Consider the following 22627-nt stretch of genomic DNA (forward strand, 5'->3'; position numbering starts at 1 on the left):
GGCACTTTCCCGACGTGCCTAACGCACCATCGCCGACACTCTCTGGCTGACCCAGCGTGTCGTCACAGACGAGCGAGGCTGACCTTCGCGACACCGGAAACGCCGATGGCGCGAGCTGAGGCGTTCGACAGGTCGATCACGCGACCGCCGACGAACGGGCCGCGATCGTTGATGCGTACCACGACAGAGCGGCCGTTGCTCTTGTTGGTCACTCGCACCTGCGTGCCGAACGGCAGCGAGCGGTGAGCTGCAGTCAGCGCGTGCGTGTTGAAGCGCTCGCCGTTGGCCGTGCGCCGGCCGTGGAAGCCAGGGCCGTACCAGGAGGCCACACCGGACTGCGCCGGCGCGGACGGCGCAGCTTCGGCATGGGCACCGGTCGAGCAAGTAATCGCAACGATCGCGAGGAGCATCAGGCGAGCGTTCGAGATCATTCTTTGCATTCCCGTTTGTTGTGTGAACGGGCCGGCAAAATGTAGCTGAATGTGACGAGAGTATGTTTGGCAGGATATTGGCAGATCAGCCCATCAAGTGCCACGATAATGCCGATTTCTGTTTGGTGCGTTCTCACAGGCCGGGCGGACTAGGCCAGCTGGCTGAATGTTCTCTGAACCAGCGCGCGCCTACAGCTAAGCCCAATCGGGCTGACACAGCCCAGCCCGCTCCTCGGCCTTACAGGTGCACACATGATCCTGACGCGCTCGACCCTGATCCGTACCCTTGCCGTCGCGGCACTCGGGACCGTGCTCGTCAGCCAGGTTGCACGCGCAGGAACGGCCGAGACCGCTGCGCAGGCGGGCGCAGAGTGCCTGCAGGGCTGCACCGCCCGTGGGCTGGCCGACAACTGCTACTACGTCGATCAGGCCCAGACCGGCCGCTCGGGCAAGATCGTGATCCGCCGCGTGCAGGAGTGCGACTGAGCCCTCTCGCCAGACCGTCCTCTTACATCGGTAAGTGAGATCCCATGCAGGCCTCCCCGCTCTTGGTCGATCCGCATCTCGGGGCCATTCACACGAGCGGCTCGCCCGTGAGTCTCTGGCCCGTGCTGCTCTCAGGCTGCCTCGGCCTTGCTGCTGTAGGCGTGCTGGCGGCAGCGGTCCCGAGGCTAATGAACCATCCACCGCAGCAGCCGGTGCGGCCCAGCTCCGTCCTCCGGATGCCGCTGCCGGCGCAGACGCCAGGCGTGGCGCCGAGCCTCACCGCAGAGGCGCAACTGCAGGCATCACCCCGTCTTCAGACAGCGACCGAGCAGGTTCGACCGCAAGTGGCCGTCCAGGCTCTACCGGCCAGCGCAGCAGCTGTGACTGGGACGGCTCAGTCGGCTCGCCTTGTCGGCCTGAACACGGCGACGCTCCTCGAGCTCAGGCGATTGCCGCACATCGGCAAGAGCCAAGCGCGTGCGATCATCAGCGGCCGGCCCTACAGCCGCGTCGCCGAGCTTGCTGAGCGCAAGCTCGTCTCGGCTCGCGTCTACAAGGCCATCAGCGCCCGCGTCGACCTGCACTGAGCCTGGTCTCGGCTCCTGTGCCGGCCGCAGCTAGGCCACTTGGTCTAGTGAGAGACCCGGCCATCTGTCCGACTACACCCGCCCGCCCAGACGTGGTGTTTACGTCTCGCTAACGAACGAGACCGGGCGACGTACCCGGGCAGAGGGAGAGGCGGGCGATGAACAAGATCTGGATTGGCTGCGCTGGCACGGCTGCGGTTCTGGCCGCCCTTCTCGTCGCACCGGGCCAGGCTGCGCCGCAGGCCCCAGTCGCGGCTCCGATCCGCGCCGAGCTCGCCCGCGCGGTCAAGCCCACCCAGGTTGCGGTGCAGGAGGTCGTGCAGCCCGCGACGGTGCAGCTCCCCTCCCGCGAGACGTCGGCTCGCCCGGTGCGGGTCGTGTACCCGTCGCCCTACGCCACCCAGCGCTGAGGTCGGACGATGCCCGTCTTCACGTCTGCAGCGCTGGACAGCGAACTGGGCGGGATCGCGCTGATGCGCGCCGTTCTACAAGGTCCGGAGCAGGCTGAACCCACCCGGACCAAGCCCGCCCCGAGCTGGGGCAGCCCAGCAGCGGACCTGAAGCCGAGCCGGCCTGCGCGGCGGAGGGGCGCGTCTCGCTCCGGCAACCGTGAGGCCGCCACCCGTCCGGTGTGCTTCGCCTGATTGGCCCCCTCTCAGCGCCACAAGGAGCAGATCAGCATGCCGCGCTACTTCTTCGACATCCACGGTGACGTTGCGGCAGTGAGCGACACTGAGGGCGCGGTGTTCGCAAACCGCGACGAGGCCGGCAAGCACGCGGCGCAGATTCTGGCAGAAATCGCGCTCAACAACCCACCGGAGAACGGCTGCTGCCATCTGCTGGCGCTGGTCCGGGATGAGGCGGAGCGGGTGGTGTTCACCACAACACTCAACGTCGTCGGCAAACCGGTCGATGCTCCCATTCTGCTGCCGGGCTGCCGCGTTGGCGCAGTGAGAACCCACAGCCCAGCTGTGTAGCGCCTGCGGTTACGGCTTTTTAGCCCCCTCCAAGTTCACCCTGCCTGATAGTTCCACGCCACTGTAGACACGTAGCCGCTGGTCAGATGTTAACCATCCTGCCCCCACGATAGCGGCTCTTCAGCAGACGAGGCGTTCTGGCGTGAGCGCAGCCGCGCATGGCCCGCACGACGCGCCTGCCGCATGTGAGTTGTGTCAACGGTGGCCAGCAACCTTCAGCAGACAGCCGCGCCCGCACTGAACCCTGCTGGCGCTTCCGCAACATGTGGCAGGATCAGCCAGGCAGCCTCTGTCGGATGTCGCTCCAGACCGAAGCTGCCCCATGTGCCGGCACGCTCCCGGCTCTTGCCTCACAGGCGGCGGCTGATTGCTCTCCTTGTCAACGGGCGCCGAAGTCTCCGCGCTTCTGGGCTTTCAAAATTCCCTGGCCGCGGGGTCTGTGGTCGGTGATCAGCCGGCTGCGTGAGCGGATAGCGCCTTCCGGGGTGGACGGCCGCGGCGCTTGGGAGCGGGCGGCGGGATGATGACGGCCTTGGAGCGCACGTGCTCGGGCACAAGATCGGCGTGCTGGCGCAGGCGATAGCTCGCTCCCTCAATCTGGATGACTACGGCATGGTGCAGCAGGCGGTCGAGCAGCGCCGTGGCCACGACCGGATCGCCGAACACCTCGCCCCATTCGGCAAAGCCGCGGTTCGAGGTCAGGATCATCGCACCCCGCTCATAGCGCGCATTGACGAGCTGGAAGAACAGGTTGCCTCCACCCGGGATGACAGGAAGGTATCCGATCTCGTCCACCACCAGCAGCGCGGCGCGGCGGAGATAGCGGATGCGATCGCGCAGGGAGCCGTCCCGCTCTGCCTTGGCCAGCGAGGCGATCAGATCGGCCAGCGTCGAGAACACCACGCTGCGTCCGGCCTTTACCGCCTCAACGGCGAGCGCGGTGGCGAGATGGCTCTTGCCGGTGCCGGGTGGTCCAAGCAGGTGAACCACCTCGGCCCGGTCGATGAAGGTCAGCTCGGCCAGCGCCAGGATGCGCTCCCGGTCGAGCGAGGGCTGGAAGGCGAAGTCGAAGCCGGCCAGCGTCTTGATCGTGGTCAGGCGCGCCACGAGCAGGGCGGTCTTCACGCGGCGGTTCTCGCGCAGCGTGAGTTCCTCAGTCAGGATCTCGTCGAGGGCGCTGATGCCGTCGATCTCGCCCTGCTCGATGCGGCGGATCGTGGCGTCGAGGACCTCCAGGGCGCGCGGCATGCGCAGGCCGACAAGGCTGCGCTTGATGCTGTCGAGGGTCGTGACGGCACAGGAGACAGCGGCACGGGTCATGACCGGCCTCCGATCCCGCCGGCGAGCCGTTCGCCGATGGCTTGGTAGACGGCGAGCGAGCGCCGGGCGACGTGATCGCCGCGGCGGCCGATCATCTGGCTGTCGGGATGGCCGTGGCGCATGGCCCGGGCGGCCGCGCCCTGCCGATGGCCGGGATCGACGCGGTACTGCCGACGCCCTTCCAGGATCGGGTGGCTCGCCACGAGGCGGCCGCCGTCGAGGATGCGGATCGTGTCGGGCAGCTGATGCACTTCGACGACACGCCGGGTCCGGTCCGGCACGCTGTAGTAGTTGCCGCCGATCGAGACCAGGCCGTCGTGACTGACGCGCCGTTCCAGCTTGAGCAGGGCGTCGAAGGGCACGGCCGGCAGCGGCTGCAACTCGGGTTTCTCGGCGGCGAAGGCTTCCGAGACGATCCGCTGCGTGGTGCCGTGCAGGCGGACGTTGGCGACGGTGTCGAGCCAAGACCGAAGCTGAGCGTTCAGGTCGTCGAGGTCGCGGAAGGAGCGTGCCAGGAAGAAGTCTTGGCGGATGTACGAGAACGGCCGCTCGACCTTACCCTTCGTTTTGGCCCTGTAGGGGCGACAGGCGCGGGGCAGGAAGCCGTAGTGCTTGGCCAGCGCCAGCAGGGATCGGTTGTAGACGATGTGGCCGGCCGCCTCCTCGCCGGTGACCGCCGTCTTCATGCGGTCGTAGAGGATCTCGATCGGCACGCCGCCGATGGCGGCGAACGCCTGCATGTGACAGCGCAGCAGCGTCTGCAGATCCTGGTGCAGGACAAAGCGCGCCTCGATGTGCCGGGAATGGCCGAGCACCAGCGAGAACAGCCAGACGATGCAGGCCGTGCCCGGCGCGTCCGTGAAGGTGACCGCGAAGCGGGCGAAGTCGACCTGCGCCTGCTGGCCGGCCGGGGTCTCGAAGCGGACCTCGTAGGGCTTGGCCTCGGGCGGTCGGATCGCGGCGGCAAACCGCTTCACGGCGGTGTAGGCTCCCGTATAGCCGCGCTCGCGCAGCTCGCGGGTCAGGCGCACGGCGCTGAGATCGGGGAAGGCGGCGACGCGCTCGCGCAGATAATCGCGGTAGGGCGCGAGTTTGCTCGGACGTCCGGCTTGGCGCGGGCCGTAGACCGGCGGTTCGAGGCCGCGCTCGATGTACTTGCGGATCGTCTTCGGGTCGCGCCCAGTCCGACGGGCTATGGCGGTAACCGACAGGCCCTGTCGGTGCAGGTCCAAGATCATGAGGAGCTCTCCCAGCAGGACCATCCTCATCACTCCCGACCGAGACGCGTCGGCAGGCATGGTGGCTGAGGATGGATAAGCCCGAGGGTGCGGGGTGCGTCCCGCCTCCGCGGGCCAAGGCATCGGCCAGGGAATTTTCGATGCCCACAATCAGGGAGTATTCAACGCCCGCTGACACTCCTCGACGGCTGCGGCCTTGGGCTCACCCTACTTCTGATCGCGCTCCCCGCAGAAACAGCAGGCGCGATGGCCCGGCCCAGCTCGCCGCTGAAGCTCGGAACGGCGCCCCAACTGATGCAGACCAAGCTGCAGCAGCGCCTGGGCGAGGAGGGCTCGGGTCTGCGGACAAGCAGCAACTGAGGGCGAGCGCGCAACCAGCCAGGGATATCCTGGAATGAGCAGTCTCGTGAAGGATCTCGGCTCGGTCACCTGCTCGGTGTTCAGCGCGATTCGACGGCCCGTCTGCACCTCTGCCAACAGCGACATGGCTGCTGGCCTGATCACGCTCGGCGTGTTGGCAGCGCTCTTCCTCCTCGTCGTGACCAGCCGAGCCGCACGTGTGTAGGAGCAGAATGCTCCGTACTCTCGCCTGCGCCCGAGGCTCTTGCTCTGCCGAGAGCCTAAATCTTGCGGCCTCGACTACTCAGGCCAGACGCGGGTTCACCCCACCAAGGTCAAGCCTGTGGATCTCCCTTCAGCATACGAGCTCCCATTGCCGCAGCCGCCGAACGGCTTGAGACCCCCAAGTTTCGAAATAGAGCGGCTACATGGATCTTAACTGTGCCTTCGCCGAGGTTAAGGGCGCGAGCGATCTCCTTGTTCGATTTGCCCTGGACGATCAGCTCCAGCACCTCGGTTTGGCGCGGTGTGAAGCTGGTGGATGACGGTGCGTCGGTGGGCACCCGAGGCGCCGAGCCTGTCGACTCGCTGCTGATGTCGGCGAGCAGGGCCGGCACGTAGATGAAGCCCTTGAGGATCATCTCCAGAGCTTGCGCAAGTTCAGCCACGCCGAAGCTTTTGGGGATATAACCGTGTCCGCCAGCTTCCAGCGCCTGCAGGATGTCCTGCCGGCGTTTGGAGCCAGAGACGATGGCAGCCAAGGTCGTCGGCCTCACCTCACGCACGGCCCGCAGGCTGCTCGCGCCCTGCATGCCTGGCATAGCGAGGTCGAACAATGCCAGTGCGACGTCCTCTCTGCGACCAAGGTGCTCAATCGCCTCATCCAGAGACCCCGTCTCGATCACCTCGGCGAAGCCGCAACGGTTCTGCAGGATGGCTCGAAGCGCCATTCGGAAGAACTCGTCGTCATCGGCAACGAGAGCGACCTTTCCAGCCTCTGATGCTGCGCCGTCTGCCACTCTGGATACTCACCGCACTCGAATTCGCCAACGTCGCACCGCAGCCCGGGCTCCGCAAATCATCACGGAGCAGCTTCGAGCGGTACCCACAGATCACAATCTGATGCAGCAGGCTGCGCTGTTCGGCACGCCGCGCCTGATCCGCAGCTGCTGGAACGGCTCTCTCATTGAGAGCCTCAGCCTCTGAGAACCGTCTGCCTGACGGAAGCGGAGTCAGGTCGCGGGCAAGCGCTCCGCGAGGGTGCCTTCAAGCTGACGGACCTTGCCGAGTGCCGCATCGCGCAGACGCGTCAACCCGGAGAGCAGAATGGCCAGATCTGCCTTCTCCGAGCGGCCCGCGCAGGCTGCCTCTACCGCAAGACACTGCCCGCTCAGAGCAACAAAGCCGAGAAATCCGGCCTGAGAAGCGAGCGCGTGCGCATCTCTCCCGATCTCATCACGGCCGCGACCGTGAACATCGAGCCCGACTCTGGCCTCGAGTTCCTGGCCGAAGCGGCGCAGGAGCTGGCCCGCCTGGTCAGGTCCAAGCAGATCAAAAACCTCGCTGAACACTGCGGGGTCGAAGCTTGCCTCAGAATGCTCATCCTCTGACTGAGGCTCCACCGGGTCGAGTGTTCGCTCCACCAGCGGCTTCTTGGCCCAGCGCTGGACAGCCGCCAGCAACTCGTCGCGCTTAAACGGCTTGCCGATGTGGCCGTTCATGCCTGCCTCGGTGAATGCCTGCACCTGATGAGGCAGGACGTTGGCTGTCAGTGCCACGATGGGCAGCTCCGCGTAAGCCGATCCCAGAGAGCGGATGTGCCGCACGGCGGTGATGCCGTCCATCACCGGCATCTGCACATCCATCAGGACGAGGTCGTAAGCACGCTGCTGAACGGCCTCGACGGCACGCACACCATCGACCGCAACATCGACCCGGTGGCCGCCTGCCTCGAGGATGCTGCGCGCGATGTCCTGGTTGATCTCGAGATCCTCCGCCAAGAGCACGTGGGCACCTCCTGACTTGGAGCTTCCAGAGGAAGGTGACTGTGGGCTGAGCACATGCTCATCGGCAACTTCGCTCAAAGGCAGGGCGAGCTCGAACCAGAAGGTAGAGCCCCGGCCCACTTGGCTCTCGACGCCAATCGTACCGCCCATCAGCTGGATCAGGCGCTGCGAGATCGCGAGCCCGAGCCCCGTTCCACCAAACTCACGCGAGGTCGAGCTGTCCACCTGAGAGAAGCGCTCGAACAGCAGGCTCTGCTTCTCGGCGGGTATGCCGATGCCAGTGTCGGTCACGGAGAAGCGCAGGCGCCGCTCGCCTCCCGGAAGGTTCGCGTCGGCCAGGCTGGTGATCCGCAACGTGACAGAGCCCTTGGCCGTGAACTTCACGGCGTTATTGAGCAGGTTGAGCAGGATCTGCCGCAGCCGGTCCTGATCACCGACGAGGTGCTCGGGCACGCCAGGCTCTACTTGCGCCGAGAGAACCACGTTCTTGTGCTCGGCCAAGCTGCGCACGATGGAGAGGCTGTTGTCCACCAGTGCCGCCAGCGAGAATGAGCGCGGATCAATCTCGATCTGCCCGGCCTCGATCTTGGAGAAGTCTAGGATGTCGTTCACGACCGTCAGCAGCGCCGCCCCCGAAGAGCGGACCCGCTCCACCCGCAGGCGCTGGCTCGGATTGAGCTGGTCTTCCGCAAGGAGCAGGTCCGTGTAGCCGAGGATGCCGTTCAAAGGCGTCCGGATCTCGTGGCTCATGGCGGCCAGGAAGTCGGTCTTGGCCTGACTGGCTGCCTCAGCCTGTGCACGCGCAGCCCTGGCGTCCTCGACCGCGTCCCGGAGCACCTCCTCCTGCTTCTTTCGGTGCGTGACGTCGCGGCCCACCGCGAGAACAAGGTCAGCCGTGTCCGCTTCCATGCGGCGGTAGGCGACCTCAAGCCACACCCAATGGCCATGCTTGTGCCGGTAGCGGTGCGTTCCGACCCGGCTCGCGTGTTCAGCTGACAACTGCGCCCGGCAGGTTCGAGCCTGAGCGAGATCGTCCGGGTGGATGAGTTCCTCCAGAGAAAGTGCCGCGAACTCCTCGGGCTCGTAGCCCAGCACCGTCCTTATCGCAGGCGAGGTGTAGGCCTGCTGCGGGTCGGAGGACAGGAGCCGGACGATGTCGCTCGTGTTCTCCGCTAGCAGCCGGTAGCGCCGCTCACTGGCCTGGAGCACCGCCTCAGCCTCGGCGCGTCTGCGGATCTCGCGAACGGCTAGGTAGCCTGCGCCTGTCAGGGACAGCAGGGCGAGGAGCAGTGTCGCGATAGCAAAGCCGATGGACCGGGGCGCCACCTGCTCGAGAGCGCTCCTCCGCTCTGCCAGCAGTCGCTGCTCCTCATGCCGCATGACCTGGAGGGTCTCTCGGATCTGCGCCGTCAGTGCGGCTCCGCGCTCAGCATCAACTGAGCTCTGTGATGGCGACGGCGGTGCGGTTTCCCGCAGGGACCGGCCGAGATCGGACAGCTTCTCTCTGACCTGCTGGCTCAGTGTTCGGGCACGCGCGGCCTGTGCGGGATTGTCGCTGACGAGGTCAGACAGCCTCGCTGTCGCTTCAGGCAGCGCCTGGACCGCGGCCCGGTAGGGAGCGAGGCGCTCCTCCTGGTGCGAGAGGAGGATCTCGCGCTGGCCGATCTCGGCATCCGCAACGCTGGTGTGGATGGTGTCGAGTTCAGCCAGCACCTCGTAGGTGTGCTGCAGCCAGACGCGCTTCTCCCTGACATCAAACAGCAGGGGGATCAGCAGGGCGCTGCAGGCCGCGATGAGCAGGATGGCGCCAGCAAGAGCGAGCGGGGCGACATTTTTGCCGAGCCTGCTTAGGGGCTTATCACGGAAAGAGAGCATCAGCTGTCGTCATTTCGTTCGCGGAAGAATGTCTCACTGCGACTCCGAGACGAACAATCTGAGGCCATCCGGGCACGTCCAAACCAGCCACTCTTTGCGGTTCAGGCAACGTCGGAGCGGTAGCTCTTGCTCCCAATGATCACGCAACAAGCCCACGTCAACCGAACGCTCGGACTAGGCCGTCTCACCTAGTGGAGCGGATCGCGTGCTGCAGTTAAACACCACCTCTGGTTGCGGTAGGAAGTTGGCGAGTTGAGATGCTGCGCTACTATTTTGATGTGCAGGACGATTTCGTGTTCACCCGCGACAGGGACGGCGAGACCTGTGTCGATCGCGAAGCAGTCATGGAGCGTGCTGCGGTGTTGTTGTCAGACATTGCAGCGGATGTACCGCTTGTTCGTGGTCAAAAGGAACTGAAAACAGCCGTTCGCAATGAGACTGGAAATGTAGTTTATATTGCAGCGTTGAATTTCGCCGGTCGCTGGCTATAGATCCCGATCGATACATAATCGGCCCAGCTCGAGTTTAAAATTGGCCGATCGGCTTCGCCCATTGGGCTGATTGCGCACGCAATCGAGAACTGCCCCACCTCAAGGCGCTCCTGTCCGGAGCTCCCATCCTGACGAACATCATCGCCACGCCTGAGTGCCAAAGAGGCCCTCGACCTGTCGACGATCAGGTCCAAGGTAAAGAAGCATCGCGATGGTATCCAGCACAGTCAACCGTCCCGTGGCGATCCTAGTCGTAGAAGACGAGGTGATGGTGCGCATGATCGCAACCGACATTCTTGCCGACGAGGGCTTCCGCGTCATCGAGGCTCGTGATGCGGAGGAGGCTCTCACCCTTCTGGAAGCCCGTACCGACGTGCGGGTCGTGTTCACCGACTGCAACATGCCGGGCGAAATTGACGGGGTCGGTCTTGCCCATCTAGTTCATCAGCGCTGGCCAGAGATCGGCATCATCGTGACGTCTGGCAGAGTGCGACCCGCTCCGGGTGACCTGCCCAAGGATGCACGCTTCCTGGCCAAGCCCTATCGGCGTTCCACCCTTCTGGACGAGTTGCGAGAGCTGCTTGGGCTGGACGAGGGCGCGGCTCACGGAGCTCCCGTCCTTCCCGAGAGCCTGATCATGCAGGCGCCGGTGAGTGGAACGAGCGGAGCGGCGCATGCGGCGGGGCCGTTGCTAGAGCCTGACAAATCCTGACGCCGGACATGTTCGTGACGAACCTCAATCTGTTTCACGAGTGCTGACGGTGGACATCCCAGGCATCTCTCCCGCGATTGGTATACTGAGCGCTGTAGCACGCGGGGAAGATGGCTCGACGGTAGTACCAGTTCCAAGCCTTCCCGAGCCTTGGCCGAGGCGAGGGCAGAGTGTCCGCGACGTAGCAAGCATACCTGTGAAGGCCGCGTCGTTCCTCCTCCCGCCATCCTCGTCGGCGATTGGCGCGGGCGAGCCGGAACCTTATCTATGCCTTCAAAGGATGCGATCCTGGACGGACTGCCGCTGGCTTACGACGAGAGCACATGCGACCGTGGCAGCGTCCCCATGTCACAGACCGATCATCCTTCCCCGACTGTCGACCTGACCTCGTGCGACCGCGAGCCGATCCATATCCTCGGCGCCGTGCAGCCGTTCGGCTTCCTTCTCGCCGTCTCGCCCGACTGGATCGTGACCCGCGCCAGCGCCAACGCGCCGGATTGGCTGGGGCGCTCCGTCGAGGATTTGCTCGGTCTGCCTGTCGACACGGTCCTCGACGGCGAGGCCATCCATCTGCTGCGCGGCCACCTGCAGACCCTGCGCGGCCCTGATGCCGTCGACCGCATCTTCGCCGTGCGCCTCGTAGCCGACCAGCCGCCCTTCGACGTGGCTCTGCACATCTCGGGCACCGCCATCGTCATCGAGGCCGAGCCGAGCACGCCCGAGCACCTCAGTGCCGGCAACCTCGTGCGCAACATGGTCTCACGCCTGCAGCAGACGACCGACTTCGATCCGCTCTGCCGGGAGGCTGCCCGGCAGATGCGTGCTCTCACCGGCTTCGACCGTGTGATGGTCTACCGCTTCGCCCCGACGGCTCGGGCGAGGTCATCGCGGAAGCCGTACGCTCCGGCCTCGACCGCTATCTCGGCCTGCACTACCCGGCTTCTGACATCCCCAAACAGGCTCGTGCTCTCTACGAGCGCAACTGGCTGCGCATCATCGCGGACGTGAATGGCGCGGGCGCCGCCGTCGTGCCGCCGCGCGATCCTGAGGGCGAGCCCCTCGACCTGTCGCTCTCGACGCTGCGCACGGTCTCGCCCATTCACCTTGAGTACCTGCGCAACATGGGCGTGGCCGCCTCGCTGTCGGTTTCGATCCTGCGCAATGGGCGTCTCTGGGGCCTGTTCGCCTGCCACCATACTGAGCCTCGCCACATCTCGCTGGAGCGGCGCAACGCCGCCGAGCTGTTCGGCCAGATGTTCTCCTGGATCTTGGAGAGCCGCGAGCGCGAGGTCGTGGCCGCACAGGAGGCGCGCTCGCGCGAGATTCACACGCGCCTGATGAGCGCCATGGCGACTGGGGGCACCAGTCTGGAGGGGTTGGCCGATTTCGCCGGCGAACTCTCTGCCATCGTGGCCTGCGACGGTCTGGGCTTATGGGTGAACGGCGAGATCACCCTGCAGGGCGCGACGCCGACGCGCGAGGAGTTTGCTGGCCTCGTGCGCTTCCTGAATCGCACGGCGGCGAGCCAGGTCTACGCCACCGACGAGATCGGCCGCTTCCACGAGCCGGGCCGCGACTTCACCGAGCGGGCTGCCGGAATGCTGGCTGTGCCCGTGTCGCGCACGCCGCGCGACTTCCTCGTGTTCTTCCGCAACGAGGTCGCGCGCACGGTGACCTGGGCCGGCAATCCAGAGAAGCCGGCAAGCCTCGGGCCGAACGGCGTGCGCCTGACCCCGCGCAAGAGCTTCGAGGCTTGGCGCGAGGTGGTGCGGGGGCGCTCGCTGCCTTGGTCCGACCTCGAGATCCGCACCGCCGAGGCGCTGCGCGTCACCCTGCTGGAGGTGATCCTGCGGCTCGCTGACTCGGCCGAACGCGAGCGCAGGGAGGCGCAGGAGCGGCAGGAGCTCCTCATCGCCGAGTTGAACCACCGGGTCCGCAACATCCTCAACCTGATCCGCGGCGTCGTCACCCAGAGCCGCTCGCACGCGGACAGCGCCGAGGCTTTCGTCGAGGTCGTCGGCTCGCGGATCCAGGCGCTCGCCCGCGCACACGACCAGGTCACCAGCGGCAACTGGGGCCCGGGCTCCTTACGCGACCTCATCTTGCTGGAGGCGGGCGCCTACCTCGGTGCTAAGGCCGACCGAGTTAAGCTGTCTGGCACCGACGTGCTCTTGGAGCCGCAAGCGTTCACGACGCTGGCGCTCGTCGTGCACGAGCTCATGACCAACTCGGCCAAGTACGGAGCCCTGTGCGACACAACCGGCCTGGTGGAGGTGCGTTGGGAGCGGGACGCGCTCGACCACCTCGTCCTGCACTGGTGCGAGAGCGGAGGCCCAGCGGTTCAAGCTCCCACGCGACGGGGCTTCGGCACCACGCTGATCGAGCGCTCGATCCCCTACGAGCTCAAGGGCGAGGCGGAGGTGCGCTACGAGCTCTCGGGCCTGCGGGCTCGGTTCACGGTGCCGCCAACCTTTGTCCGTGCCGCGCCGCCCCGCGAGCAAAGGCCGGTTGAGCAGAAGCCCGTCGCACCTGTGCGGCTCGACGGCACAGTCCTGGTCGTCGAGGACAACATGATCATCGCGCTGGAGGCCGAGGAGGCCCTCACCGCGCTGGGTGCGTGCGCGGTCGACATGGCTGCCTCCGTCCGAGAGGCCCTTCGGCTGATCGATGCCGCACCGCCCGACCGCGCGCTGCTCGACGTAAACCTCGGCAGTGAGACCAGCGTGGCCGTCGCCCGCAAGCTTGCAGAGCTCGGCATCCCGTACGCCTTCGCGACGGGCTACGGCGAGAGCTTCAAGATCCCGCCCGACCTTGGCACAGTGCCGGTGATCAAGAAGCCCTACGAGGCTGATGCCTTGAGGCGCGCCTTCGCTGCGCTCGCCTCCCTGTGATCCCGTATCTGTCCGCCGCCACATAATGAGCAGACCTTTGTTCGCGCAGCTAGGAAGGTCCGGTGTTGGCGCAGCCCAGCTTCATGATCCGGGCTGAGGCGATGTCCGCTTCGGAGATGCCGCTGAACGTCACTGAATGGCCGAGATGTGCGCTAAGCGGAATGTCCGCTTCTCGCCAGCCTGACGCCGAGTATTTCAGCCTCAAGCTGGCGAGCGCATGGCGGGATACCGCCATCCTACCCATCAGGACTTTGCACGGTTCCGTTTCGGATTAGGTGTCGAGAGCGGGGGCGCATCCCCATGGCCTTCATCGACGGCTTCAGCGGCTGGCTGATCCCCAGCCTCGTCGGTAAGCCGATCGAACGCGCTCGCTTCCTCGATCTCTCCTGCCCGCATTGCATTAGAGACCGACCGCATGGCCTCGCAGAAGCGCTGCAGCTGAGTAGCTCGTTCGCGGATGGCCTGCTCAAAGACGTCGATCTCCTCGCAGTTGCCCTCCCCGACCATCTCGATCAGCGCGCGGATCTCGTCCACCTCCAGCCTCAGGCCGCGGCCGAAGCGCACGAACCGCACGCGGGCGATGTCGGCTGCCTCGTAGACGTTTTGCCCATCACCCAATCGATGAGGCGCTGGCAGTACGGCTCGCCGCTCATAGTAGCGGATTGTAGAAGCATTCACCCCTGTCCGCTCGGATAGCTCCCAGATTGTGACACCCATCTTCGTCCCTCCGCGTTCTGTGACGCGGCGGACCCTCCCCCATCCTATCAAGAGCTCAACGGGCTGCCTTCACGAGACTGCCTCGCGTACCTCTGGCGGTCACTGAGTTCTGGCACTGGCAGACATCGAGACCGCTTTGCCGACCGGGCCGAATTGGACGGTTAAGCAAGCGTCGTCACGATCTGCACCTTTAGGGGTGTGACTAACCTATTGATTAGGCTAGGATATTTACTCAATGGGGGTCGTGCGTTCGCCCTCGGAAATGGGAGTAGTATCGTTGATTCACCCGTTTCTCACTGACGCGGGCATCTTGCGGGTCACCGCTTCGCTTTGCTGCCGGCCTTTTCCTGCAAGCTCGTGAAGCTCTTGCCTCCTGGCCGGCTGACCACAGCTGTGACCGTCTTGCAGGCGAGCGAGACCGTCTTCACTGACCAGCCCTCTGCTTGATGGAAGGACTTCTTTCGCACGCGCTCGCAGACAGGTGCTGGCGCGGCAGCAGTCACCGTTCTGTCAGCCTTTGGGGGAGCCTGTGCAGGACGTGCGGAGACCGCTCCTGGCACAGCAAGGAGCGCGAGAAGTAGGGTAAGGCGGAGCATGCCAGAGACCTCAGAATAGGCCCACTAAAACAACGCTCCGGCCTTGACCATTGTTCAGGCTGGAAGGCCGCATTTGGCACTCTGTCTCAGAGCCTGTTTGAGGTCTTGTTTTCAGGCGGGATTGTTGAGGGCGTTGGCGGCCATGAGGCTGGCGACGCAGGCGAGGCGTCCCGTTGCAACGTCGAGGCGACCAGCGCGCTCACGGAGCAGGCCACCCCAGTGGCTGAGCCAGCCGAAGGTTCTCTCTACGACCCAGCGCCGCTCCAGCACGACGAAGCCCTTCTGGTCCGGCTGCTTCTCGACCACGCGGTGGCGCATGCCGTGGAGGTTGCACCATTCTTGGCAGCGCTCGGCCGTGAAGGCACCGTCGAGGAGAGCCAGACGCAGGCTGGGCCACGTCTGCTTGCCCGCATCCAGCGCCGGCAGCGTGTCGCGATCCTGCACGTTGGCGGGCACGACAGCCAGCGCCAGGACGTGCCCTTGGGCATCCACCAGAGCCACGCGTTTGCGCCCGACCAGCTTCTTGGCACCATCGTAGCCGCGCGGCCCGCGGACCCCGATGCACTTGACGCTTTGCGTGTCGATGACCGCCAGCCGTGGATCGGGCCGACGTCCGCAACGCCGCCGCTGACGGCGCGCCAGAGCCCGCATCAGGCTCTCGAACAGGCCCTTCTCGATCCAGCGCCGGAACCAGCCATAGACCGTGCGCCAGGGCGGAAAGCCGGCCGGCAATGCCCGCCAACCTCCGCCCGTCCGCAGGTGCCAAGCGATCCCGGCCAGCACTTGACGCGCCGCTGTCGCTTCTGGACGGCCCGGCGGATCGGCTCGTTTCAGAAAACAGGCCACCTCGTCCAAGCCAGCCTGCAACACCATGTCCTTCAGGCGCGACTCATGACGCGTCCGATGTCGGTCCGTCCACATCTGCTCTCCACTCCGCCCCGCCAGGCGGAATTCATGTTGGCTCATGAGACAGATGGGGACGGCCGGCGGAGGTGCTCAAACAGGCTCTTAGAGGCCGGACGAGCCCGCGTTCCGGGGTTTTCGGTTGCAGCGGACCCTCTATGGGGCTGGACCGTTCCACACGGGCAAGCCCTATTGGAACGGTGGCCTGAGTGCTCTGAGCATTGCCCGTAGGTCCGTATCCGGCCGCTCCGCTTCCCAGCGCACCAGCACGGCGCCACAGGCCACCATCATGGCGCGCAGGTCCTCAACACACTGCTCGGCCTCGGCAAGCGTCAGGAACCCGCAGCGCCAGTGCACCGAACCGGCCGCAGAAGCAGCCACGACCGCGAACCGCCCGTCTGGATGGTCGACGATGCTGTAGGTCACTGAGCGCGCCATTAACCCCAATCGCACTGGCTTGCAGAGGACGGCAGGAACGCGAGCGCCACGCGGAACGATCCTCCAACGGCCTAGTTAGGTGTTCACTGTACAGTCAGAGTGCTCGGCGTACGCCTCCGCGCATGACTCTGAGAAAAAACAGCAGGTTGAAGGACATGCTGATACCAAGCGGGCTCGGTGCGCATCAGCCAGATGTGCGGGACGCAACAGCTTCGGCTCCCCTGTCTGTGGCCGTCCTCGATCGCCTCGGCTTCGAGCTGCAGGCGGCCTACGGCGCGCTGATGCAGGCTCAACCGCCGCAGCGGTTGCTCGACCTGATCGCGCAGCTCGACAGCGCGCTCGCCGTGCAGGGTGGGAACGCAGAAGCTTTCCGCGACGGCCTGATCGCGATGCTTCCTGACCTGCGAGCGTTCGCGATGTCGCTCGTCCCGGACGCGGCACGCGCCGACGACCTCGTGCAGGAGACGCTGGTTAGAGCGTGGGCAGCTCAGGATCGCTTCCTGCCGGGCTCGAACCTCAAGGCGTGGGCTTTCACGATCCTGCGCAACCAGTTCTACACCGAGTGCCGCAAGACCAAGCGCGAGGTCGAGGACGCGGATGGCGTTATGGCCGGCACCCTGATCGCACCCGCCGCTCAGGAGCACGGCACGGACCTGCGCACCATCTGGACGCACATCGCCAAACTGTCGCCGTCCCAGCGCGAGGCCTTGTTGCTCGTGGGCGCGCAGGGCCTGACCTACGAAGCTGCCGCCGAGGTGATCGGCTGTCAGACAGGAACGGTGAAGAGCCGTGTCAGCCGGGCGCGTTCGCTTTTAACGAGCTTGCTCGCGATGCCCTCAACACGGGTGTCCGCCTAGGCGCTGAGACGTGATCGGTGACGAGGCCGTCCGCTTCGCGCCAACCGCGGTGCAGCCGGAACCTGCTCATCGGTAGCTTCCTCGCTACAGTTGCGTTTCTACCTGCTCAAGCACGGTCCACTCTCGGCGCAGAGCGTTCAGCTGGCCCATCTGCTCGTAGAGGCATTGCCGGGCCGCGGCGGCGTCGCTGCCGATCCGCACCAGAGCCAACACCGTACTCGCCTGCACTGTCGTAAGCAGTTCCAGCTCTGCAATGAGGTGGCTCATCTCTTGGCGTGTCGCATCCCAGGTTGTCATCATCCGGCTCGCCCAGATCCCGGCACATACTGACCCCGAAAAGGTACGCAGCGCTAGCGGGACCATAGGAGAGGCTCCATAACGTCCAATCGGCGACGCCCTCGCCGTCTGGATGTTATGAAACCAACTGGCGCCACCGTGGGCCCTCAGCCCAAGTGCGTTACGCCACAATTATCGAGCGGATGCGGGCGGCCATGGTCTCGATGGCAAAGGGCTTGGTCAGTACCATCATGCCGGGTTCCAGATGCCCGTTGCCGACCGCCGCGTTCTCAGCGTAGCCGGTGATGAACAGGACCTTGAGATCTGGCCGCACGATCCGGCCAGCGTCCGCCATCTGGCGACCGTTCATGCCGCCCGGAAGCCCAACATCCGTGACCAGCAGGTCGATGCGCACGTCCGATTGCAGTACCTTGAGCCCGGCCGCGCTGTCCCCCGCCTCAATCGCGGTGTAGCCGAGCTCCGCCAAGATGTCGGTGATCAGCATGCGCACGGTGGGCTCGTCGTCGACGATCAGCACCGTCTCACCCTGTTCGGAGCGCGGCAGCGCGACCACGTCGAGCGGCTCGGATTCCTCAGGCGCCTCGCCGTAGTGCCGGGGCAGGTAGAGGCACACGGTCGTGCCCTTGCCGACCTCGGAATAGATCCGGACCTGCCCGCCCGATTGCTGGACGAAGCCGTAGATCATCGACAGGCCGAGGCCTGTGCCCTGGCCGAGCGGCTTCGTCGTGAAGAAAGGCTCGAACACCCGCTCGATCACCTCCGGCGGCATGCCGGTGCCAGTGTCGGTGACGCAGAGCGAGAGGTACTGCCCCTGGGGCATGTCGTGCTGGCGGGCTGCCCGATCGTCGAGCCACTTGTTGGCGGTCTCGATGGTGATGCGCCCGCCGTCCGGCATCGCGTCGCGGGCGTTGATGCAGAGGTTGAGAAGCGCGTTCTCAAGCTGCGGCGGGTCGACCAGCGCCGGCCAGACGCTGGAGGCGCCGACGACCTCGACTGTGATAGCCGGGCCGACGGTGCGCTGGATCAGCTCCTGCATGTCGGCGACGAGCCGGTTCACGTTGGTGGGCTTGGGGTCGAGGGTCTGGCGCCGCGAGAAGGCGAGTAGCCGGTGGGTCAGGGCCGCGGCGCGCTTCGTGGCCCCCTGCGCCGCCGCCATGTAGCGCTCGACGTCGTTGAAGCGTCCCTGTTGCAGCCTCGTCTGCATCAGTTCCAGCGAGCCGGAGATGCCGGCGAGCAGGTTGTTGAAGTCGTGGGCGAGGCCGCCCGTGAGTTGGCCCACTGCCTCCATCTTCTGGGATTGGCGCAGCGTCTCCTGCGCAGACGCCAGCTCTGCTTCACGCGCCTTCACGGTGCTCAGATCACGTCCGACGGCGATGAAGTTGGTCCCGTCCGCCTCCGGCGCGACGGTCCACTCGATGGGCTTCCAGGACCCATCCTTGGTGGCGATCCGGTTCTCGAAGCGAGTGGGCCGCGTTGTGTCGCCCATGCGGGCCAGGGCAGCAAGCGTCGGCTCCATGTCATCGGGGTGCATGAAGGTCGCGTAGGGTCGCGACAGAAGTTCTGCCTCCGACCAGCCGAGCACACGCGTCCAGGCGGGGCTGACTGCCGACATCATCCCCTCATAGTTGGCGCGCGCCAGCATGTCCTCGGACGAGTCCCAGAGGCGATCACGCTCGGCCGTGCGCTCGGAGACCTGCTGCTCCAAGGTCGTGTTCAGAACCTGGAGCGTTTCCTCCATGTGCTTGCGCTGCGAGATGTCGGTGAAGAAGATCGCGACCCGGTGCGCGGCCGGATCACCCACGCGCATGGCACGTACGTCGAACCAGCGATCGAAGACCTCCGCCTTGTTCTCGAAATGCGCAGCCTCACCGGTGAGCGCGACGCGACCGTAGGCGTCGAACCAAGACCGCTCCAAGTTCGGGGCAAAATCACTGGCCCATTGACCGACGAGGCTGGCCCCTGTTTGCCGCTCGAACGCGGGATTAGCTTCGACGATTTGGTAGTCGATCGCTCGCTCTGTGGCATCGAACTTCATCTCGATGAGACAGAACCCTACGTCGACGTTCTCGACGAGCGTGCGGTAACGTTCCTCGCTCTCCGCCAAGGCTGCCCGCGCGCGGACCTGCTCCGAGATATCAATGGCCGTGCCGAGGGCCCGCACACAGCGGCCGGTCTCGTCGAACAAGCCCTTTCCCTTGGCCGCGACCCAGCGTAGGACGCCATCCTCCTTGCCGATCGTGCGGTACTCCACGTCGTAGGTGGCGCGCTGCATCGGATCGAGGGCGGAGGTGAAGGCTGCGGCGGTCGCATCCCGGTCATCAGGGTGTAGGCAAGCGTAGAAGTCGGCCATGGTCACGGAGGCGTCGGGCGAGATGCCGAACATGGCCTTGGTGCGGTCCGACCAAGTCAGCACGTCGGTGAACAGGTCGAGGTCCCAGGTGCCGATCTCGGCCGCCTCGACGGCAAGTTGATGCGACTCCTCGCTGAAGGCCAGTCGGTCCTGGTTGATGAGGCGCTCGGCCGTAAGGGTCGCGTTCTCGCGTTCGAGAGCGGCCACGCGATCCCGCTCGAGCGTGACGTCGAGCTGGCTAGCGAAGAAGTAGGCGAGCTGACCGTTGGCGTCGTGGACCGGCGCCATCAGCAGGCGGTTCCAGAACGGCGTGCCATCCTTGCGGTAGTTGCGGAGATCGATCTCGATACCATGAGGTGCTGCAATGGCATCCCGCAGCCGCATCACATCGGCCCGGTCGGTCTCGGTCCCCTGCAGGAAGCGGCAGTTGCGCCCGACGATCTCGTCGCGGTCGTAGCCGGTCAATCGGCAGAAGGAGTCGTTGACGAAGACGATCGGGTTGTCGTTCAGGCGCGGGTTTGTGATGACCATCGGCATGCGCGTGGCGTGCACGGCAGCAACGAAGGGGTCGATCCCCCCGTCCGTGCCCGCGATCTCGGCGCTGATCCGCGCCTCGTCCCGTTCGACCTGCCCTGGGGTCGCCCGCGGGCTGGGCGGCTTAGAAGTCTCGTCCATGAGGGCGAGGCCTTATCAGACAACTAGCTCTTGTTCATCGCGACATGGCGTCAAGTATCGTCCTCCCTCGGCTTCAAATGCGGAGGGCCATCGTTCCATTAGGGCTTGCCCGTGTGGAACGCTGCTAGGCCGCCGAGGCCCCGTTCCAAGTAGGTGGTCCTGAGATTTGGAAGACTAACTTGGCCAGCCTCTAAGAGCCTACTGGAACGAGCATGCGCCCCACGCATATCCCGCCTTGTCCATTGGGGCATGCCGCAGCGGACACTGCGGACGAGGTAGAAACAGGCATCCGCTAGGGTTCCTTCTGTCCAACGAAAGCACCGATCTGCGAGCACCAGCCCAGCGGACATCGATGTGAGCCATCGGTCGGACCGACGAGCCTTTTGCCGGCCGACCCGGCTTCATCGGCAGCGAGGCCTCTGCGTGCGCGATAGCGCCTGGATCTGGCTCGTCTCATCGACCGAGAGCACCACGGCATGGGCCGGCGGATCGACGTAGAGGCCGACCACATCGCGTAGCTTAGCGGCGAAGGCCGGATCGTTCGACAGCTTGAAGGTGCGCACCCGGTGTGGCTGCAGGCCGTGGCCGCGCCAGATGCGCCGCGCGGACGAGATGGCGATGCCGGCCACCTGCGCCCGTCAGTTTCCAGATCTGGCCTTCCGGCTACCCATGGCCACTACCATGCAGTAGCCTCGCAACTGGCTCTGTCCAAAATACCGGTCACGGCAGTGTCGAGGAGGCGAGTCATGAGAGTGCGGCTGACTGCTCTCTTGAGTGCTCTTCCCCTCGTGTTGCTCGGAACGACAGCGGAGCTTCCGGCGCAGCAGCAGGATCGGGTGGCGCGGAGAGTGATCGTCTTCGTGTGGGACGGACTGCGAGCCGACGATCTCACGCCGGAAGTTACACCGAACTATTTCGCGCTCGTTCGATCCGGGACCGTGTTTGAGAACCACCATTCCGTCTATCCGACATTCACGATGATGAACTCCGCTTCCATCGCCACCGGTGCTTATCCGGGCGTGCATGGGTTCTATGGCAACGTGGTCTATGCGCCCTTCGCCAAGGGAAAGAATGCCAAGGCGGCTGAGATCGATTTTTCGGCGCCGGCCTTCATCGAGGATTTCGGTGTCGTCGAAGCGGTGCGCGACGCCTATCAGGGCAAGCTCACGCTTGTTCCCACCATGCTCCAGGCGGCACAAGCCAAGGGGCTGACGACGGCGGCGATCGGCAAGTTCGGAGCTGCATTCATCCAGGACTACACGCGTGGTGGAATCATCCTTGATGAAGATGCTGCAATACCACTTTCTTTCGCCAAAGAGCTGCAACAGGCCGGCTACCCGCTTCCGCAGAACAGCCGCAACGCCTACGAAGCAAGTGCTCTGACACTTACTCCAGATAACGGCAATCCAACTGCCCCGATTCCCATTCAGCGCCTCAATGACGGGCAAACCAGCAACCCGCTCGACCGCGCCGGCGCACTTTCCCGACGAGGTTTTGCTTACCTGACCGACGTGTTTGTCGATTATATCCTTCCCAACAAGAAGCCCGATCTGGCAATCTTCTGGTCGCGGGAGCCCGACGCGACCAGCCACGCCTATGGACCCGGCACCTACAATTCCATTGATGCAACCAAGATGAATGATGAGATCTTAGGCAGAGTCATCAGAAAGCTCCGCCAGCTCGGCTGGGAGGCGTCCACGGACATCATCATCACCCAAGATCACAATCATAGTACGGTGTCGGGCGACATTTGATCGGCCCCCCCGGGGTGGTCCGGGCTGAAAGTTAGTGCAGGGTTGGCGTTTTCTCTACGAGGTGCTTGTTGGGTTGGGCGAGCACAGCTTTCCAAGCGGGCGAGGCTGGCACGAACACCTCTGGGGCTGGCGGCCGATAGCCCAACGCACCGTGGGGTCTGATGGTGTTGTAATGGCGTCGCCAGTCCTCGATCATGATCTGCGCCTCCTTGAGCGTGTAGAAGAGCTCGCCGTCCAAGAGTTCGTCGTACGTCACCTCGCTCACGCCGATCGCGCGGATCGCCTCCGCTACGCTGTGACCTTGGCCGACCAGCACGTCCGCCTGCCGCAGCTTGGCAACGATCTCCTCAGGCTTGGGTCGCTTCCTCGACATCGATCCGTCCTCCGGGCTGAAAAGCCATACCAAAGGGCGGACCACTCCGGTGGGGGCGGATCAATCGAGCGGATACGATCGCCGGCGATCCCAACGGTATCGGTCGTGTCGGTCATGGTTGCTCCTTCCTCAATCTGGATGGGCAACCTCGCCGAGGAGGGTAAGCGGGACGTTAAGGCATAGAGCCGGCCGCTCTTGAGAATGCGTCCCTTTGCCAAACTCAGGCAACGCTCGGCAGCTTGCTGGGGATGCCCAATGCAGGGCTTCGGAGCTGGTCTTCTCGGTCTTGGCGCATCCGCGCCGGGGGCTGTCGT

Annotated in this window: 19 protein-coding genes and 4 pseudogenes; 10 read left to right on the forward strand and 13 right to left on the reverse strand. The window is 65.0% G+C overall.

All coding sequences use genetic code 11. The features are described from left to right. Positions 1–62: 62 nt before the first annotated feature. Complete coding sequence (locus DK389_RS30500; protein WP_109895414.1) at positions 63–431, reverse strand: septal ring lytic transglycosylase RlpA family protein; 369 nt, start codon at positions 429–431, stop codon at positions 63–65. Positions 432–683: 252 nt separating this feature from the next. Between DK389_RS30500 and DK389_RS30505 the strand changes: the two genes are divergently transcribed. From DK389_RS30505 to DK389_RS30520, 4 genes are all read left to right on the forward strand, one after another. Continuing rightward, positions 684–917, forward strand: coding sequence for a hypothetical protein (locus DK389_RS30505; RefSeq protein ID WP_109895416.1), 234 nt, complete (start codon positions 684–686; stop codon positions 915–917). A gap of 44 nt (positions 918–961) precedes the next feature. Continuing rightward, positions 962–1504: a ComEA family DNA-binding protein gene (locus tag DK389_RS30510; RefSeq protein ID WP_109895418.1), complete on the forward strand. Its 543-nt coding sequence runs from the start codon at positions 962–964 to the stop codon at positions 1502–1504. A 158-nt stretch (positions 1505–1662) separates the two neighbouring features. Then, the gene (locus DK389_RS30515; protein ID WP_109895420.1) at positions 1663–1914 is read left to right on the forward strand and encodes a hypothetical protein; all 252 of its coding nucleotides are present in this window, start codon (positions 1663–1665) and stop codon (positions 1912–1914) included. Between the two features lie 270 nt (positions 1915–2184). Continuing rightward, positions 2185–2481 carry a DUF6894 family protein gene (locus tag DK389_RS30520; protein WP_109895422.1) on the forward strand — a complete coding sequence of 99 codons (297 nt, stop codon included), beginning with the start codon at positions 2185–2187 and terminating at the stop codon, positions 2479–2481. Positions 2482–2931: 450 nt separating this feature from the next. Here DK389_RS30520 and istB read toward each other — a convergent pair whose 3' ends face one another. Next, positions 2932–3801, reverse strand: coding sequence for an IS21-like element helper ATPase IstB (gene istB / locus DK389_RS30525; protein ID WP_109895424.1), 870 nt, complete (start codon positions 3799–3801; stop codon positions 2932–2934). Further along, positions 3798–5063: an IS21 family transposase gene (gene istA, locus DK389_RS30530; protein ID WP_210206713.1), complete on the reverse strand. Its 1266-nt coding sequence runs from the start codon at positions 5061–5063 to the stop codon at positions 3798–3800. The genes istB and istA overlap by 4 nt, the downstream gene beginning before the upstream one ends. Positions 5064–5433: 370 nt before the next feature. Between istA and DK389_RS33270 the strand changes: the two genes are divergently transcribed. Then, positions 5434–5604, forward strand: coding sequence for a hypothetical protein (locus tag DK389_RS33270; RefSeq protein ID WP_162560973.1), 171 nt, complete (start codon positions 5434–5436; stop codon positions 5602–5604). 109 nt (positions 5605–5713) lie between these two features. On the opposite strand, the gene DK389_RS30535 is transcribed toward DK389_RS33270, so the two are convergent. Together DK389_RS30535 and DK389_RS30540 are read right to left on the reverse strand one after the other, a co-directional pair. Then, the gene (locus DK389_RS30535; protein ID WP_418291986.1) at positions 5714–6397 is read right to left on the reverse strand and encodes a response regulator; all 684 of its coding nucleotides are present in this window, start codon (positions 6395–6397) and stop codon (positions 5714–5716) included. A 213-nt stretch (positions 6398–6610) separates the two neighbouring features. Continuing rightward, positions 6611–9259, reverse strand: a complete 2649-nt coding sequence (locus DK389_RS30540) for a hybrid sensor histidine kinase/response regulator (RefSeq protein ID WP_109895430.1) — start codon at positions 9257–9259, stop codon at positions 6611–6613. 257 nt (positions 9260–9516) lie between these two features. Between DK389_RS30540 and DK389_RS33275 the strand changes: the two genes are divergently transcribed. The 3 genes and pseudogenes from DK389_RS33275 to DK389_RS30550 all read left to right on the forward strand — a co-directional run bounded on the left by DK389_RS33275 (position 9517) and on the right by DK389_RS30550 (position 13353). Next, the gene (locus DK389_RS33275) at positions 9517–9750 is read left to right on the forward strand and encodes a DUF6894 family protein (protein ID WP_162560974.1); all 234 of its coding nucleotides are present in this window, start codon (positions 9517–9519) and stop codon (positions 9748–9750) included. Positions 9751–9961: 211 nt separating this feature from the next. Continuing rightward, complete coding sequence (locus DK389_RS30545) at positions 9962–10462, forward strand: response regulator (RefSeq protein ID WP_109895432.1); 501 nt, start codon at positions 9962–9964, stop codon at positions 10460–10462. A gap of 345 nt (positions 10463–10807) precedes the next feature. Further along, a pseudogene (locus tag DK389_RS30550) lies at positions 10808–13353 on the forward strand (HWE histidine kinase domain-containing protein). A 243-nt stretch (positions 13354–13596) separates the two neighbouring features. On the opposite strand, the gene DK389_RS30555 reads toward DK389_RS30550, so the two are convergent. From DK389_RS30555 to DK389_RS30570, 3 genes are all read right to left on the reverse strand, one after another. After that, positions 13597–14070, reverse strand: a complete 474-nt coding sequence (locus tag DK389_RS30555) for a MerR family transcriptional regulator (protein WP_109895434.1) — start codon at positions 14068–14070, stop codon at positions 13597–13599. A gap of 707 nt (positions 14071–14777) precedes the next feature. Further along, on the reverse strand, positions 14778–15587 hold the full coding sequence (locus DK389_RS30565) for an IS5 family transposase (protein ID WP_109895009.1): 810 nt from the start codon (positions 15585–15587) through the stop codon (positions 14778–14780). A 171-nt stretch (positions 15588–15758) separates the two neighbouring features. Further along, complete coding sequence (locus DK389_RS30570; protein ID WP_162560432.1) at positions 15759–15995, reverse strand: hypothetical protein; 237 nt, start codon at positions 15993–15995, stop codon at positions 15759–15761. A 167-nt stretch (positions 15996–16162) separates the two neighbouring features. Between DK389_RS30570 and DK389_RS30575 the strand changes: the two genes are divergently transcribed. Beyond that, positions 16163–16864, forward strand: a complete 702-nt coding sequence (locus DK389_RS30575; protein WP_109895438.1) for a sigma-70 family RNA polymerase sigma factor — start codon at positions 16163–16165, stop codon at positions 16862–16864. Between the two features lie 84 nt (positions 16865–16948). Here DK389_RS30575 and DK389_RS30580 read toward each other — a convergent pair whose 3' ends face one another. The 3 genes and pseudogenes from DK389_RS30580 to DK389_RS30590 form a co-directional block, all read right to left on the reverse strand. Next, positions 16949–17131 carry a hypothetical protein gene (locus DK389_RS30580; protein ID WP_162560975.1) on the reverse strand — a complete coding sequence of 61 codons (183 nt, stop codon included), beginning with the start codon at positions 17129–17131 and terminating at the stop codon, positions 16949–16951. A gap of 190 nt (positions 17132–17321) precedes the next feature. Beyond that, a complete protein-coding gene (locus DK389_RS30585; RefSeq protein ID WP_109895442.1) occupies positions 17322–20186 on the reverse strand; it encodes a PAS domain S-box protein in 2865 nt (954 codons plus the stop codon). A gap of 390 nt (positions 20187–20576) precedes the next feature. Beyond that, a pseudogene (locus DK389_RS30590) lies at positions 20577–20821 on the reverse strand (IS630 family transposase); the annotation flags it as partial. Positions 20822–20932: 111 nt separating this feature from the next. Between DK389_RS30590 and DK389_RS30595 the strand changes: the two are divergent. Then, positions 20933–21940, forward strand: a complete 1008-nt coding sequence (locus tag DK389_RS30595; RefSeq protein WP_109895444.1) for an alkaline phosphatase family protein — start codon at positions 20933–20935, stop codon at positions 21938–21940. A gap of 31 nt (positions 21941–21971) precedes the next feature. Here DK389_RS30595 and DK389_RS30600 read toward each other — a convergent pair. Both DK389_RS30600 and DK389_RS35825 read right to left on the reverse strand, forming a co-directional pair. Further along, positions 21972–22187: pseudogene (locus tag DK389_RS30600) on the reverse strand (integrase core domain-containing protein); the annotation flags it as partial. Beyond that, positions 22188–22313 (reverse strand): annotated as a pseudogene (locus DK389_RS35825) (IS3 family transposase); the annotation flags it as partial. Positions 22314–22627 lie beyond the last annotated feature (314 nt).

This window comes from Methylobacterium durans (assembly GCF_003173715.1).
GTDB classification, from domain to species: domain Bacteria; phylum Pseudomonadota; class Alphaproteobacteria; order Rhizobiales; family Beijerinckiaceae; genus Methylobacterium; species Methylobacterium durans.

Excerpts from the sequence above, each read along its gene's own strand:
- DK389_RS30585 (WP_109895442.1), bottom strand. The coding sequence starts at position 20,186 with ATGGACGAGACTTCTAAGCCGCCCAGCCCGCGGGCGACCCCAGGGCAG.
- istB (WP_109895424.1), bottom strand. The coding sequence starts at position 3,801 with ATGACCCGTGCCGCTGTCTCCTGTGCCGTCACGACCCTCGACAGCATC.
- DK389_RS30500 (WP_109895414.1), bottom strand. The coding sequence starts at position 431 with ATGATCTCGAACGCTCGCCTGATGCTCCTCGCGATCGTTGCGATTACT.
- DK389_RS30505 (WP_109895416.1), top strand. The coding sequence starts at position 684 with ATGATCCTGACGCGCTCGACCCTGATCCGTACCCTTGCCGTCGCGGCA.
- DK389_RS30595 (WP_109895444.1), top strand. The coding sequence starts at position 20,933 with ATGAGAGTGCGGCTGACTGCTCTCTTGAGTGCTCTTCCCCTCGTGTTG.
- DK389_RS33270 (WP_162560973.1), top strand. The coding sequence starts at position 5,434 with ATGAGCAGTCTCGTGAAGGATCTCGGCTCGGTCACCTGCTCGGTGTTC.
- DK389_RS30575 (WP_109895438.1), top strand. The coding sequence starts at position 16,163 with ATGCTGATACCAAGCGGGCTCGGTGCGCATCAGCCAGATGTGCGGGAC.
- DK389_RS30520 (WP_109895422.1), top strand. The coding sequence starts at position 2,185 with ATGCCGCGCTACTTCTTCGACATCCACGGTGACGTTGCGGCAGTGAGC.
- DK389_RS30515 (WP_109895420.1), top strand. The coding sequence starts at position 1,663 with ATGAACAAGATCTGGATTGGCTGCGCTGGCACGGCTGCGGTTCTGGCC.
- DK389_RS30510 (WP_109895418.1), top strand. The coding sequence starts at position 962 with ATGCAGGCCTCCCCGCTCTTGGTCGATCCGCATCTCGGGGCCATTCAC.
- DK389_RS30555 (WP_109895434.1), bottom strand. The coding sequence starts at position 14,070 with ATGGGTGTCACAATCTGGGAGCTATCCGAGCGGACAGGGGTGAATGCT.
- DK389_RS30540 (WP_109895430.1), bottom strand. The coding sequence starts at position 9,259 with ATGCTCTCTTTCCGTGATAAGCCCCTAAGCAGGCTCGGCAAAAATGTC.
- DK389_RS30545 (WP_109895432.1), top strand. The coding sequence starts at position 9,962 with ATGGTATCCAGCACAGTCAACCGTCCCGTGGCGATCCTAGTCGTAGAA.
- istA (WP_210206713.1), bottom strand. The coding sequence starts at position 5,063 with ATGGTCCTGCTGGGAGAGCTCCTCATGATCTTGGACCTGCACCGACAG.
- DK389_RS33275 (WP_162560974.1), top strand. The coding sequence starts at position 9,517 with ATGCTGCGCTACTATTTTGATGTGCAGGACGATTTCGTGTTCACCCGC.
- DK389_RS30565 (WP_109895009.1), bottom strand. The coding sequence starts at position 15,587 with ATGTGGACGGACCGACATCGGACGCGTCATGAGTCGCGCCTGAAGGAC.
- DK389_RS30580 (WP_162560975.1), bottom strand. The coding sequence starts at position 17,131 with ATGAGCCACCTCATTGCAGAGCTGGAACTGCTTACGACAGTGCAGGCG.